The 12,858-nt window shown below is 66.9% G+C and carries 11 protein-coding genes; 4 read left to right on the top strand and 7 right to left on the bottom strand.

From position 1 onward, the window contains the following. Window positions 1-3: 3 nt before the first annotated feature. The 7 genes from BLT71_RS18640 to BLT71_RS18610 all read right to left on the bottom strand — a co-directional run bounded on the left by BLT71_RS18640 (window position 4) and on the right by BLT71_RS18610 (window position 8,403). Window positions 4-540, bottom strand: coding sequence for a flavodoxin domain-containing protein (locus BLT71_RS18640; protein WP_091723246.1), 537 nt, complete (start codon window positions 538-540; stop codon window positions 4-6). A 172-nt stretch (window positions 541-712) separates the two neighbouring features. Next, window positions 713-1,948 carry an NYN domain-containing protein gene (locus BLT71_RS18635; protein WP_091723244.1) on the bottom strand — a complete coding sequence of 412 codons (1,236 nt, stop codon included), beginning with the start codon at window positions 1,946-1,948 and terminating at the stop codon, window positions 713-715. 123 nt (window positions 1,949-2,071) lie between these two features. Then, the gene (locus BLT71_RS18630; RefSeq protein WP_091723243.1) at window positions 2,072-3,448 is read right to left on the bottom strand and encodes a DUF3100 domain-containing protein; all 1,377 of its coding nucleotides are present in this window, start codon (window positions 3,446-3,448) and stop codon (window positions 2,072-2,074) included. Further along, entirely contained in the window at window positions 3,445-4,761 is a 1,317-nt protein-coding gene (locus BLT71_RS18625; RefSeq protein ID WP_231994366.1) for a M20 family metallopeptidase, read from the bottom strand. The genes BLT71_RS18630 and BLT71_RS18625 overlap by 4 nt, the downstream gene beginning before the upstream one ends. A gap of 8 nt (window positions 4,762-4,769) precedes the next feature. Continuing rightward, window positions 4,770-6,317 (bottom strand): aldehyde dehydrogenase family protein, encoded by a 1,548-nt coding sequence (locus tag BLT71_RS18620; protein ID WP_091723241.1) that lies wholly within the window; start codon window positions 6,315-6,317, stop codon window positions 4,770-4,772. 89 nt (window positions 6,318-6,406) lie between these two features. Then, window positions 6,407-7,534: an NAD(P)-dependent oxidoreductase gene (locus BLT71_RS18615; protein ID WP_407681249.1), complete on the bottom strand. Its 1,128-nt coding sequence runs from the start codon at window positions 7,532-7,534 to the stop codon at window positions 6,407-6,409. Continuing rightward, window positions 7,504-8,403, bottom strand: a complete 900-nt coding sequence (locus BLT71_RS18610) for a MurR/RpiR family transcriptional regulator (RefSeq protein WP_091723238.1) — start codon at window positions 8,401-8,403, stop codon at window positions 7,504-7,506. Before BLT71_RS18610 ends, BLT71_RS18615 begins: the two co-directional genes overlap by 31 nt. 441 nt (window positions 8,404-8,844) lie before the next feature. On the opposite strand from BLT71_RS18610, the gene BLT71_RS18605 reads away from it, so the two are divergent. The 4 genes from BLT71_RS18605 to BLT71_RS18595 all read left to right on the top strand — a co-directional run bounded on the left by BLT71_RS18605 (window position 8,845) and on the right by BLT71_RS18595 (window position 12,571). Next, a complete protein-coding gene (locus BLT71_RS18605) occupies window positions 8,845-9,834 on the top strand; it encodes a patatin-like phospholipase family protein (protein ID WP_172830008.1) in 990 nt (329 codons plus the stop codon). Between the two features lie 190 nt (window positions 9,835-10,024). After that, a complete protein-coding gene (locus BLT71_RS20450; protein ID WP_157693502.1) occupies window positions 10,025-10,297 on the top strand; it encodes a hypothetical protein in 273 nt (90 codons plus the stop codon). A gap of 228 nt (window positions 10,298-10,525) precedes the next feature. Next, the gene (locus BLT71_RS18600; protein ID WP_091723237.1) at window positions 10,526-10,870 is read left to right on the top strand and encodes a hypothetical protein; all 345 of its coding nucleotides are present in this window, start codon (window positions 10,526-10,528) and stop codon (window positions 10,868-10,870) included. A 57-nt stretch (window positions 10,871-10,927) separates the two neighbouring features. Further along, a complete protein-coding gene (locus tag BLT71_RS18595; protein WP_231994365.1) occupies window positions 10,928-12,571 on the top strand; it encodes an HNH endonuclease signature motif containing protein in 1,644 nt (547 codons plus the stop codon). Window positions 12,572-12,858 lie beyond the last annotated feature (287 nt).

Here is a 12,858-nt window from a genome sequence, read left to right as displayed (position 1 = left end):
ACGTCAGCTCGCCGGCTGGAGCCGCGCCAGGAAATCCTCCGCGAAATGCTTCACGCCGTCCCACTCCGTGTAGACGTAGTCGCGGGACGTGTCCGTGTCTGGTGAGCCCTGGCTGCTGGCGATCCGCTTCATGATGAGGCGTTTGACCAACTCGTAGTGGGTGTAGGGGATGGCGCCGCTGAACAGCCCCACCTGCGCGGGCCGCCAGCCGGTCTCGTCCTCGAATTTCCCCACATAGCCCTCGGCGCTTTCGGTGTCGCCGTGCGCGGCCATGCTCACCGAGAACAGCGCGGACGGCAGCCGCTCCAGGGTGTCGCGGTTCTTTCGGACGAAGTCTCCAACGTACTTTTCGTGCTTGCCCACGTGGACGGACCCGCCCACCAGGACAGCGTCGTACCCGTCAGGGATGGCATCGCCGGCGTCCTTGATGTCCGCGGCTGCGGCGTCATGGCCGTGCGCCTGGAACACGTCCGCGATGAACTCGGCGATCTTTGCCGTCTGCCCCTCGGTGGTCCCGTAAGGAATGTAGATCCTGCTCATCGCCGGCCTCCTCGAGATGGCGTGCCTGTCGAATCCACTCTGCCAAGCCCCGCTCCGCGGACGTAGGGCCGAACGTCCCCGGCGCGCACGGCTTTCCGGACGTGTCACCGAACGGAAGCGGACAGACGCTAAGGATGCGCCCGCCGTCGTCCGCTTCCGTTGCTTGTGGCCGCTACTTGTCCAGCAGGCCGCCGCTGGCCCAGCGCCGGACGGCGAGCTGCTCGGCAGCATCGAACTCCAGCAGGGCAACCCGGCACAGCTCCTCCACGTACCGCGTCCAGGCTCCTGCGAGGTCCTGCGCCGACGCGTCATCGGTGAGCGTGAAGTTGGCGTCATCGAGTCCCTGCAGAACGAAGCTCACTGCGTTCCGGGAGACCGGCTCACCGGCGCTGACGCAATCGTCCCTGACCTGCCGGGACAGCTCGGTCCGGTTGGCCGGATGCTCCTGGAGGCGGGTTGCCATGGCCTGGAAGATCTGCCGGAACTGGCCTGCCGACAGCGCCGGCACGTCCGTGACCCGGGCTACCTGCTCCTCGACGCCCGGCTGCGTCGAGGCCGGGGCGGGCAGGTCCTCGCTGGAGAAGCGCTTGGCATCCCACACCCACCCGCCCTGCACGGCCGAGTACTCCACGTCCTTGCCGATCTGGGAAACCCACGTCCCGAATTTTCCGAAGCCACCCCAGTCAGTCTTCAGGGATGGATCTGCGGCGAGTGCCCGGTGCGCCACCATCGCACCCACCACCGGGCCCGGCGCGGTGCGAACGAACTCCAGCACCTCGCGGACCCCCGGTGACGCTGCCTTGGCTTTCGACGTGGCAGTGGCCGGAACCTGGCGCTGCTTCGCGGAGCCGACGGCATGGATTGGCTCCGCGGTGGAGCCGGTGAGGATGGAAACGAAATCATGGGATTCCACCACGTGGTCCGCCATCTCCCGGTAGGCGAATGCCACGGCGCCCGCGGCAATCACGGTGGTCATCCGGTCTGCCGCGCGGAACCGCTGGATCAGCGACGTGAAGTCGGCGTCGGCCGAGGCGATGAAGAACTCCTCGATGCCCACGCTCCCGGACAGCGCGTCCATGGCGTCGAGCACCAGGTTGATGTCCGTGCTGCTCTTGCCGCGCTGCGTCAGCGACGGACAGTCGATCACCCGGAACCCCGCGCGGGTCCAGTAGGTCCGGTATTTCGAGTACACCATCGGGTTCAGGTAGCAGTTGCGGATCAGGAAGCGGCGGTTCCCGTCACCGGATCCACCGGTGGACAAGGCATCGGCCCAGTGCTTGGGGTCTTCGGCGAAGCGCTTCGCCGCTGCGGGGTCGATGGCCTGCAGTCCGGTAAACACGTTGTCGAAGTCCACGAACATTGCGGCGCGGATGCCGGGCCGTCGGGTGGGTGGGAGCGCCTCGTTCATGGGGCCAGTGTGCCAGCATCGTCCGGCAGCGACTAGCTTGGCTTGCACGCATAGAAGCGGACGACGCCGGGAAGCCCCCGCCGTCGTCCGCTCCTGTTGGGTGCCGCTAGGGCCGTGCGCGTGTCAGTGCCAAAGCCCCAGGGCGAACTCGGCGATCACGGTGGAGAGCAGGAACGATGCCGTGATGGCCACCAGGCCCACCGGGATGATCTTCCAGCCGATGTTCTTCAGCAGCGGGATGTCCTTGCCGAGGGAGAGGCCGGCCAGCGTGAGCATCACCGTGGCGATGGACAGGAAGTCCACGGTCTTGACGGCGGCGTTCAGCGGCTCGGCCCCGAAGAACCACGGGCTGGAGATGTAGGCGCCGATGGTGGTGATGAAGACGATCGCTGAGATCTTCCGGGTCAGTTTCGCCAGCACGATGCTGACCAGCACCAACGCCAGCATCACGGCGTAGCCGCCCACAATGCTGAGGCTGAAGCCCTTGGCCGCCACCGACGCCGTGCCGATGCCGAGGACCGTCAGCACGGACAGCGAAAGCCACAGCGGCAGCTTGATAGCGGCGGACGATTCGGCCACGCGCTCGCGGAACAGTCGGTTTTCTTCGGCCTGTGCCGCCTCACGCTCAAGGTCGGCAGCGCTGGGGCCGGCGGTGGGTCCGGCGGCGCCGGCTGCCACTGCCTGCCGGCTTTCCTGCTTGCGGGTCAGCGCCCGGTAGAACTTGTCCGCCAGCGGCAGCGCAATGTAAATGCCCACGTAGACGCCCAGCACGGTGGTGATCAGGTTGGACACGGCGGCCATGCCCAGCACTGCTTCCTGGTCGCCCGGGTAGGCGGCGGTGATGCTCGCCACCGAGGCAGCCATCATGGAACCCGACCCCACGCCGGCACCCATGGCCAGGGCCAGCGGATCGAAGATCTTCCAGTTGGCCACCAGCGAGGTCAGCAGCGTGATGAACACGGCACCGAACAGCGTGCCGAACACGTACATGGCCAGCACGCCGCGGTACTGGTCCGAGTCCGGCCCGTACTTCTCGGACACCATGGCGAAGGACGGTTCCCGGTCCAGCGAGAAGGTGGCACCCACGGTGGCTTTGCCCATGCGCAGCAGCACGGCCAGGGGCAGCGCCAGCACGATGGTGCCCAGCAGGTGGCCCACTTCCTGCAGCAGCAGCGCGGGGCCGGCCTTCAGCAGGGTGGGCAGGCTGGGGCCGATGTTGAACGCCAGCCGCGCCACCAGCAGCAGCACCGCCACGCCCACCAGGGCGGCGGCCACCCGCTGCAGGTCGATGCCCAGCGGCTTGAACTTCTGGACCGAGACCAGCAGGCCCAGGATCAGGCCCCACACCATGGGGAAGATGATGATGGCGCCGATTCCAAGATCGATCTTGGCCTGCCCAATGAACTGGACAGCCAGGGCAATGACGAACGCCAGGGCGGCGATGGGGATGGTCAGCCTGGTGCCGGCCTTATCGGTCCGGGCTGTTTTGGCAGTGCTCATGATGCGCCTTCCTGGGTGACAGCTTCCTGGGGGGAAGTACGACGGCGGTATGCCGCCTGGGTGAAGCGTTCGCGTTGGGTGGGGGTTGAGGCAGCGGCGGCGACGGTCCAGGCCAGGGCGGTGCCTGCCTCGAACATCACGCCGTATGCCGGGGGAGTGTCCGCCAGGGCGGCGAACGCATGCGAATGGATGGGGACGTCCGCGCCGGGAATGCTCAGCCACGGGTGCAGGGACGGGATGACCTGGGAGATGTTGCCCATGTCCGTGGACCCGCCGCTGAGGCCGGAGGACCGGGAGGTGTCCTTGCCGAACGCGTCCATCGCGGAGGTCCAGTGCGCGGCGAGGTCGTCATCCTGGAGCAGCGGTTCGTAGAGCGGCTCGGTGTCCTCATATTCCAGCGTGGTTCCGGTGGCGATCGCAGCGCCCTCGAAGCAGCGGCGGACGCGTTCCAGCAGGGCACGGAACTCCGGCAGGGTGAAGGCACGGCACTCGAACTCCACCACGGCCTTCTCCGGAATGATGTTGGTGACGTGCCCGGCCTCGGCCACGAAGCAGGCGATCCGGTGGTCTGACGGGATCTGCTGGCGGAGCAGGCCGATGGCCACCTGGCTGAGGACGGCAGCGTCGGCTGCGTTCACGCCCTGGTGCGGGGCGGCCGCCGCGTGGGCCGCCTTGCCGGTGAACGTCGCCTTGTACCGGCCCACGGCCTGCGCACTCGTCCCGGCGGGGTTGTAGGTGAGCCCGTCCTGGACGGGGTGGACCATCAACGCCAGCCCCACGCCGTCGAACGCGCCCCGCTCCAGCATGAGCGCCTTGCCGCCGCCGTGCTCCTCCGCCGGGGTTCCGATGGCCTTGAGCGTGATGCCGAGTTCGTCCACATACGGCTGGAGGGCCAGTGCCGCCGCCACCGAAGCTCCGGCGATCAGGTTGTGCCCGCACGCGTGGCCGATGCCCGCCAATGCGTCGAACTCCACGCATAGCGCGACGGTGAGGTCGCCGCTGCCCGCGCTCGCGGTGAAGGCGGTGGGCAGCCCGGATGTGCCGCGCTCCACGGTGAAGCCGCCGTCCTCCAGCAGCGCGCTGATGGCCTCTGCTGACTGGACTTCCTCGAAGGAGATTTCCTTGTAGCCGTGGATGTTCCGGGCCAGCGCCTCCACTTGGGGCTTCCAGCGTTCGACGCCGTCCGCCAGGGCCGCGCGCAGGGCGCCCGCCGCCGGGGTTGGGTTAGTGCTGGTTGCGCCGGTGCCGGTTGTTTCGGTACCGATGGTTTCCGTACTCGCGGGTTCAGCGCCGGGTGTGTTGGTGGTTTCCATGGGGCCTCCTAGTAGGACAGCGAAGGGAACGGGGAGCCGGCCGCGCGGGTGGGCACCCAGATGGCCTTGGCCTGCGTGTACTCGTCCAGCACGCCCGGCCCGGAGGAACGGCCGTGGCCGGAATCGCCGAAGCCGCCGAAGGGCACCGCCACGTGGATGGTCTTGTAGGAGTTGATCCAGAACGTGCCGGCCTTGACCTCGCGTGCCACGTGGTGGGCCCGGGAGACGTCCGAGGTCCACACGGCGCCGGCCAGGCCGAAGTTGGTGTTGTTGGCGCGGGCGATGGCCTCGGCTTCGGTATCGAACGCGTCGGCGCCCACCACCGGCCCGAAGACCTCCGTGGTTTCCAAGCGGTTCGCCGGGGAGACTCCGTCCAGGAGCGTGGGCATCACCCAGTGGCCACCCTTCAGCGCGGAGCCGCTCAGCGACTCCGGCAACGTGGCCTGTGTGAGGCGACGGCCGCCGTCGTCCACTCCCGCCTCGATCAGGCTGGTGACAGTGGCGAACTGCTGCGGCGTGATGATGGGCCCCACCTCGGTGTCCGCGCTCAGGGGATCGCCCACGCGGAGCAGCGCGGCCTTCGCGGCCACCATTTCCACGAACCGGGCGTGCACGCTGCGTTCCACCAGCAGCCGGGACCCGGCCACGCAAGACTGGCCCGCGCCGGAGAAGATGGCGGAGATGGCGCCGTCCGCGGCCCGGTCCAGATCGGCGTCGGCAAACACGATGTTGGCGCTCTTGCCGCCCAGTTCCAGCAGCGCCGGAATGCCCGCCTGGGCTGCGGCCACTGCCACGCGGCGGCCTGTGGGGACGGAACCGATGAAGCTGACCTTGCCCACGCGCCGGTCAGTGGTGAGGGATGCGCCCACGGTCTGTCCCAGCCCGGCGGCCACGTTGAAGACGCCCTCCGGAAGGCCTGCCTCGTGGGCAATTTGAGCCAGGCGAACGGACGACGCCGGGGTGAATTCGCTGGGCTTGATGATCACGGCGTTGCCTGCGGCCAACGGGGCGGCGGAGTTCCAGCCGGCCGTGAACATGGGTGCGTTCCACGGGGTGATGGCGACGACTACGCCCCACGGGACGCGCTCGGTGTAGGTGTGCCAGTTGCCCGGGACGGGGATGGTCTGGCCGGTGAGCTTGTCCGCCCAGCCGGCGTAGTAGCCGAACATTTCCGCTACCTTGGCGGCCTCCACGCGGGCGTCCCGGATGGGCTTGCCGGTGGTGGCGGATTCCAGGATGGCCAGTTCCTCGGCGTGCTGCTCCACCGCGCGGCTGACGTTGCGGAGGATGGCGGCCCGCTCGAAACCGTTCAATGCGCCCCACACCTTGGCGCCCGCCGTCGAACTTTCCAGGATGGCGTTGGCACCCTCGGCGCCGGGGTCCGCGTAGGTGGCGAAGGGTTCGCCGGTGGCGGCGGCAGTGAGGGTGATGGCGTCTCCGCTGCCCGTGGCAACGCGGCCGGCCACGAACGCGCCAAGGCCGTTGGGGAAGGCGGCGTCCAGAACTGCCTTGGCGGTGGCCGCCGACGAGGATGTTGGTGCTGTGGTGATGCTCAAGATGCTGTGTCCTTCGAAAAGTCGGGGCTGTGGGGGCTGTTGGCTGGGCCGGAGGGCTGGTCTTTCGGACCGGCCCTTCGGGCGGTGACTCAGGCCGCGGGGGAGGAGGCTTCCGGGGTGGCCGGGCTGGTTTTTGTGCCTGTGGATGCGGCTGTTTCAGGGCTAATGGCTTCGCCTGTCCCGGCCTCAGCGCCAGGCGCGCCGGCGGGGGTGATCGCAGGTGCCACGGTGCGTGCGATCTCGGTGAAGTCGGCTTTGGGGCCGAGAACCGCCAGGGCGTCCTGCCACTGGTTGGCCACCGTTGCCAGCAGTGCCGGCTTCTCACCGATCTGCTCCGCGAGGTCCACTGCGAGGGACGCATCCCGGGCCATCAGGCCCATGGAGAAGCCGGAATCGTGGGTGCCGGTGAGTACCCAGTTGGGGTACATGTTGGCCGAGACCTTGCTGCCGCCGGACGCGCCGCTGATGCTGGCTGCCGCCGTCGCTGGGTCAATGCCGTAGGCCTTGGCCACACCCAGCGCTTCGCCCACGGAGGCGAGGTTTGCGGCTGCCAGGACATTGTTGAGGAGTTTGACCACGTTGCCGCTGCCGGGCCCGCCGATGTGGCTGTAGTTCCCGCCGGTGAGGGCGAGCAGGACCGGCTCTGCGCCGGCCAGTGCGGCGTCCGTGGCACCCACGAAAGCGCTCAGCGTTCCTGTTGCGGCGCCGTCGCGACCTCCCGAAACCGGTGCATCGATGAAGGCGGCGCCCTGTGCTTCGGCGAGCCCGGCCATGGTCTTGCTGGTGGCCGGTTCGGACGTGGTGGTGTCCACGATTGCCACCGTGCCCGGGGTGGCGAGGAGCTGCGGCACCGTGGTTTCCACGATGCTGGCTGCGGGGAGGGAGAGTACCGCGTAGGGTGTCCCGGCTACGGCGGCGAGGCTGTCAGTAGTGCTGATACCGGTGCTTGCTGCCGCTGCGCGGGCTGCGTCAGAGGGGTCGAACCCGGTGACTTCCCATCCGGCCTTGTGCAGGGTGGCGGCCATGGCTCCGCCCATGGCGCCGAGGCCGATGACGGCGATGCGGCGGTTCTGTGGCTCGTTCATGCGGGTACTCCTGTGGCGGTTGTTGTTTGCTGGTGCGGATTTGCGCGGAGCGTTCTTGCCCGGGCGTTGCCGCTTACGTGCGCGTGCTTGGTTGGGGACGCTTAATCGAGGTAGATGTCCAGGTCTTTCCAGAGCTGTTGGGTGCGGCGGATAGCAGCCCGGCTGCGTTCCGGGTGGGCGGCTTCCATGCCGGCGAGCAGGCCGTAGACCAGGGAGTTGGCGGCGGTGACCGACTGGAAGAAGGAGATGCCTTCGGAAGCGACCACCAGCAGGTGGTCGGCGGCGGAAGCCAAGCGGCCGCGGCGGAGGTCGCTGATGGCGATGACGGTGGCGCCGGCCTGCTTGGCGGCTTCGGCGGCGATGATGATGTGCTTCACCGAGCGCCACATGTTGATGACCACCAGCACGTCGCCGGGGCCGAGGCTGTTGGTGCTGGAGGCCAGGTGGACACCGGCGCGGTTTTCCAGCGAGATGGGGTAGCCCATGGTGGAGCCGAGGTGGGCCATGACGCCTGCCGGTCCGGCGAAGGAACCGATCCCGACGACGGTGATGGACTTGGCCGCGGCCATCGCCGCAATGGCTGCCTCGGCTTCCTCGGAGGTGTTGGAATCCAGCGTCAGGCGCAGGTTTTCGATGTCGTGCGTGATGGCTTCGCGGAGGGGGCTGCGGTGCTCGCCGTGTTCGGTGAGGGTGTCTTCCGTGGAGATCATGACGAGGTAGCGGGAGCGGAGTTCGCGCTGCAGGTCCGGCCAGCCGCGGTACCCGAGGTGCTGCGCGGTGCGCACTACGGAGGAATTGTTCACGTCCGCGCGCTGGGCGATTTCGGCGATGTCCGCGTAGGAGGAGAGCTGCGGGTTGCGCGTGATGATCTCCACCACCCGGCTCTGGGCCTTGGTGAGCGGAACATCCGGCAGCGCATCGCCCAGCCAGGCGCCCGACGAGGTGCCAGCCCCGCCGGCTTCTCCCGCTGCGGCCTTCTCGCTGATGGCGTTGGTGTTCAAGGTGTACCCGTCCTGTAACGCTCGTTTGGTCTGCTGGCCTGCCCTTGTGTGCTTGTGCCGTAGATCACTCTGCAAACCTGATTGCATCAAATCTACTCTGCAATTTTGTTTGCGGCTAGGTGTTTTCGTTTCGGGAATGTAAAACCTTGGCCATTGCGCAGCGGCGCGATCCTGTGCGACGATTCCGGTGATCGTGACCCGACTGCAGGAGGTGAGACCCATGAACGCTGTATCCGTAATGGGTGCTCCCCGGCAGTCCACGATCACGCGGCTGAGCTAGCCGCCGCCGGGAGCGCCACATCAGGCAATTCGCGAAAGGCGACTCCCATGTCTTCACCTTCTTCTTTACCTTTTGATGCTGTTTCCGCGGGCTCTCCTTCGGGCGCTTCGGCACCTCCTTTAACTGCGTCTTCTACCGCGGGCATTGATGCCACCCCACGAATGCCCGGGTCCGGTGAACGGGCGCTGGTTCTTGGCGGCGGCGGGTCCACCGGCAATGCGTGGCTGATCGGCGTCATGGCCGGTTTGTCCGAGGCCGGGCTGGATGTCACCGACGCCGACCTCGTTATCGGAACATCAGCCGGCTCGACGGCGGCGGCCCAACTCTCCGGCGCAACCCCGGCTGAGCTGCTGGCTGCGATCCTTGACGCTCCGCCCCTAAGCCGCACGCCGGCGTCGGGCGCGGTACCTGCGGCTCCGGCCGCACCCGGACCGTCGGCAGGTGGCGCAGCTCCCAGAACTGTGGATGCAGGTTCCCGGCTTCAGGCCGTCGCTGCCGGCTCGGGTTCTCAGCGGCCGTCTCCCGCCGGTGGGGTAGTGAGCCACTTGGAGCGGACGGGCAGGATCATCGCCGAGTCCGTGGACGTGGCTGACATGCGCCTCAAAATGGGCGCCGCAGCCCTGGACCTGGCTGCAGACTACGATCCTTCGGACCGCTGGCGGGCCACCGTGGCGGCCAGGCTGCCGCACCAGCTGTGGCCGGACCGGTACACGCTCATCACGGCGGTGGACGCCCGCACGGGCCATCCCGTGGTATTCGACCGCGACAGTGGGGTGGGCCTCGTGGACGCCGTTGCCGCCAGTTGTGCCAGCGGGTTCGCGTACAGCGCCGGCGGGGGTGCGTATATCGACGGCGGCTACCGGGCCAACGCCGAGAATGCCGACCTGGCAGCGGGATATGCACGCGTGCTCGTCCTCTCTCCATTTGGCGGGAGGTCGCGGACGCCCGCTGACTGGGGGATGCATCTCGCATCGCAGGTCAGCGGGTTGCGCGCCGGCGGCAGCAGGGTGGAAACGGTCTTCCCGGGCAGCGCTTCCGAGCACCTGTTCGGCGCCAATGCGATGGATGTGTCGTTGCGGCCGGCCGCTGCCCGCTCCGGATATCAGCAGGGACTGGACCTCGCCGAAAAACTCGGCGAATTCTGGCGCTGACTCTCTGGAAAACGTCCTGGGTGGGTTTTTAGCGGCCTAACAGCTGGGGATTTTCCTGGTCTTTAATGACCCAATTTGTGCTATTTCTGGAGAATCTGGAAAGCCAGGGCGATGCCGGTCTTTTTCTGTAAGCCGACGCTTACAGAAAAAGACTTGGCAGGCGCTTTTCGGTGGAAAGGTGTCAGCCTGGTTGACGGCCCCAGTCACGCCCGCATGCCCGTTGTTGCAGGGATGTGCTCCGACGGAGGGTGCTTCCCGGCAGGACTGGCATAAAAATAAAAAGTGGGTATGGTATCGGTTAACGCAAGCACAGAAAGGCGTGATTCCGATGTCCGGAAAATCCCCCAAAGGCAGCGCCGCGAAAAAAGCGGGCAAGTCGATTCTTGAAAAACGGGCTGACAAAAAAGCCAGGCACGAACACAGTGAGCTGAATTTCGCCAAGCCGCGCAAGAACCAGCGCTAAAAGCCCGCGGGCGGCTGGATGGGGAACTCCTAGTCCCGTCTGGCCGCCCGCGTCATTGCGCGGCAACCGCCCTCCTCGCCCGGAGCCGATGCCTATCGCTCGACGTCCGGCTTATGGCTCCCTTGCTCCGCGATGGGCTACGGCCTTGTCGCGCAGCCATCCGCGAAGGGCGCTCCGCGCACATCGCCCAGCAATCAGCGGTCAGCGTATGGACGAAAGACGCAAATCATGAACCCCCTCCTCAACGCCCTGGTGATCCCCGCCAGGCTCAACCACCCCGTCCACATCCGGCCCTTGCAGTTGGACGCCGCTTCACAGCAGCGTGTAGCGGCAGGGGAAGTTGCGGTGCTGGCGGGACAGGACTGGCGCGCTTACTTGAGCAATGAGTCGGGCCGGATCTTCCATAACGTGCGGGCGGAGGTCCTTCTCCGCGAGGCCGGCGTGGACGTGGAGAGCACTATCCACGGGACCGTCACGTTCCTTGGCCACGCAGAACCGTGGGAGGACGCAGACGCTCCCCGCCACTTGATCAGGCTGGCCGAGCAGCTGTTCGATATGCCGCTCGCCGCCTAGCTGTACCTAGCCGAGCAGCCCACTCAAAATGTCAGACCCTCCTGCCATGCTTCAGGTATGGAAACCGGAGCGGTCACGGGTGCGGGAGGCAAGGTCACGATGGCCGCTGCCGTTGCATCGGTGGCCGGATTGGTCGATGAACTGGCCCGTATTGTGCGTGGTCCTATGGCGGCATCAGACAATGAATGCTGTGACACCACTGGCCGCGATGGCACTGACTGCGATTCGCGCGCTGATGGCCCCTACCGAAATGCCCACGGCAACGGCGCCAGTGACAATGCCCGCAGCCACAGCGCCGGTTGCCATGGCGTAGGCCGTAGCGGGGCTCCCATCTCTGGTGACCCGTTGGGGGAGTTGGCCGAGTCGTGCTTGGCAGGGCTGGAAGTGCTGGCACGGGTCGAAGCTGCCACGGCGGCTGCGAAGGTCCGGCTGGTAGCCGCCTACGCTGAGGCGTCAGCCCAGATCGAGGGCCCGGCCGCCAACGCTTATGAGGCCTCGGCGCGTGAGAAGTCTCTGGTGGCGGAGGTCGCATGTGTACTCACCGTCGGCGAGGGTGCGGCCTCTGTCTTGATGGGTGAAGCGCACGCGTTGACGAGTTCCTTGCCTGCGGCGTTGGCCGAGCTGCAGGCGGGCGCCATCTCGTGGCAGCATGCCCGGATTCTCGCTGATGAAACAGCGGGTCTGGAACCTGCGCGAGTCCAAGAACTGGAAGCGCACTTCTTCGATCCGGACGCGCCCCATGCTGCCCGTGGTGCCGCTCCCGGGGAACTGGTGCCGTCGCGCTTCCGCAGGAAGGTTCGGGCATGGCGGGAGCGCCAGTATCCCGACTCGCTGGAGGTGCGGCGGGCCTTGAGCGTTGCCGAGCGGCGCATGGAGTATCGCCCCGAGGCTGATGGCATGGGCCGGATCACCCTGATACTTCCGGGTGAAAATGCCTGCGCAATCTGGAATAAGGTCACCTCCATCGCGCGTGGTTTGCAGAGTCCCGATGACTCGCGCACACTGAGTCAGCGCCGGGCAGACGTCAGCGCCAACCTTCTCCTGGGCTGTGTCGGGCTGGACCTGGAAAAGCTTCCGGCGCCGAAGGCTGACATTTTGATGACCGTCCCCGCTTTCTCAGTGTTTGGCGTTACGGACGAACCAGGGGAAGTGGACGGTTTCGGGCCTGTCCCTGCGTCGGTGGCACGGAGGATCGTTGCCGAGGGGGCGGGGTCGTTTTACCGGGTTTTGGTGGACCCCCGGGACGGGGCGCCGCTGGAAATCGGCAGGACGAACTACCGGCTCCCTGAGAGTTTGAAGCGCTGGTTGAGGATGCGGGATGGCAAATGCACCTTCCCGGGCTGCAGCAACCACACACCGGACAATGAGAACGACCATCTCACCGCCTGGCAGCACGGCGGGGCAACGGGAGTCAGTAATTTGGCACAGTTGTGCCCCAAACACCACAGGCTCAAGCATCAAAGCGCCTGGACCCCCACACCGGCCAGCAAGAATGAACCGCCAGGCTGGACCTCACCCACCGGGCGCCACTATCCGGCGGAACAACCGGACTGGGTGCCACCACGGCTGCCGCTCGCGCTGCTTGCCGGGAGTTCGACCATGCCACCAAGCCTTGACGGCGGAACTCCCGATGTAGGTGGCGGCACCTCCGGGGACGTCAGCCCGCTCGAGGATGCCCTGATTGCGTACCTCGCTGCCTAGCGCTTACAGGTAAACGTCGTTCAGAAGTCGCCTGAACGCGCTCCCGCGAATTCCGAGGGGGCCGCTCTACGCAGTCGTCCCTCGGCATGCCACCACCGCTTCGCTGCGCTCCGGGCGCACCCGACTCGCTCCCGTAAGTCCGGGATCGACCAGGATCTGCCGGCTTTCAACGCCAAGAGCAACGGGTGCGTTGCGTGAGCGCTTTGGTCCTGGTCTATGTGGTCAGAAGATGAGCGCGCGTGTCATTAGCGACTTGGTGATAGGAACGCGAGCCGATGGTGCGGCGC

The organism is Pseudarthrobacter equi, from assembly GCF_900105535.1.
Classification (GTDB): Bacteria; Actinomycetota; Actinomycetes; order Actinomycetales; family Micrococcaceae; genus Arthrobacter; species Arthrobacter equi.
Note: the sequence above shows the minus strand (reverse complement) of the source record. Positions and strands in the feature narration are given on the sequence as shown.

What these genes read in the sequence shown, in the direction of transcription:
- BLT71_RS18600 (WP_091723237.1), top strand. Translation starts at nt 10,526, where the DNA reads ATGAACCCCCTCCTCAACGCCCTGGTGATCCCCGCCAGGCTCAACCAC.
- BLT71_RS18630 (WP_091723243.1), bottom strand. Translation starts at nt 3,448, where the DNA reads ATGAGCACTGCCAAAACAGCCCGGACCGATAAGGCCGGCACCAGGCTG.
- BLT71_RS18595 (WP_231994365.1), top strand. Translation starts at nt 10,928, where the DNA reads ATGGAAACCGGAGCGGTCACGGGTGCGGGAGGCAAGGTCACGATGGCC.
- BLT71_RS18605 (WP_172830008.1), top strand. Translation starts at nt 8,845, where the DNA reads ATGCCCGGGTCCGGTGAACGGGCGCTGGTTCTTGGCGGCGGCGGGTCC.
- BLT71_RS18625 (WP_231994366.1), bottom strand. Translation starts at nt 4,761, where the DNA reads ATGGAAACCACCAACACACCCGGCGCTGAACCCGCGAGTACGGAAACC.
- BLT71_RS18640 (WP_091723246.1), bottom strand. Translation starts at nt 540, where the DNA reads ATGAGCAGGATCTACATTCCTTACGGGACCACCGAGGGGCAGACGGCA.
- BLT71_RS18635 (WP_091723244.1), bottom strand. Translation starts at nt 1,948, where the DNA reads ATGAACGAGGCGCTCCCACCCACCCGACGGCCCGGCATCCGCGCCGCA.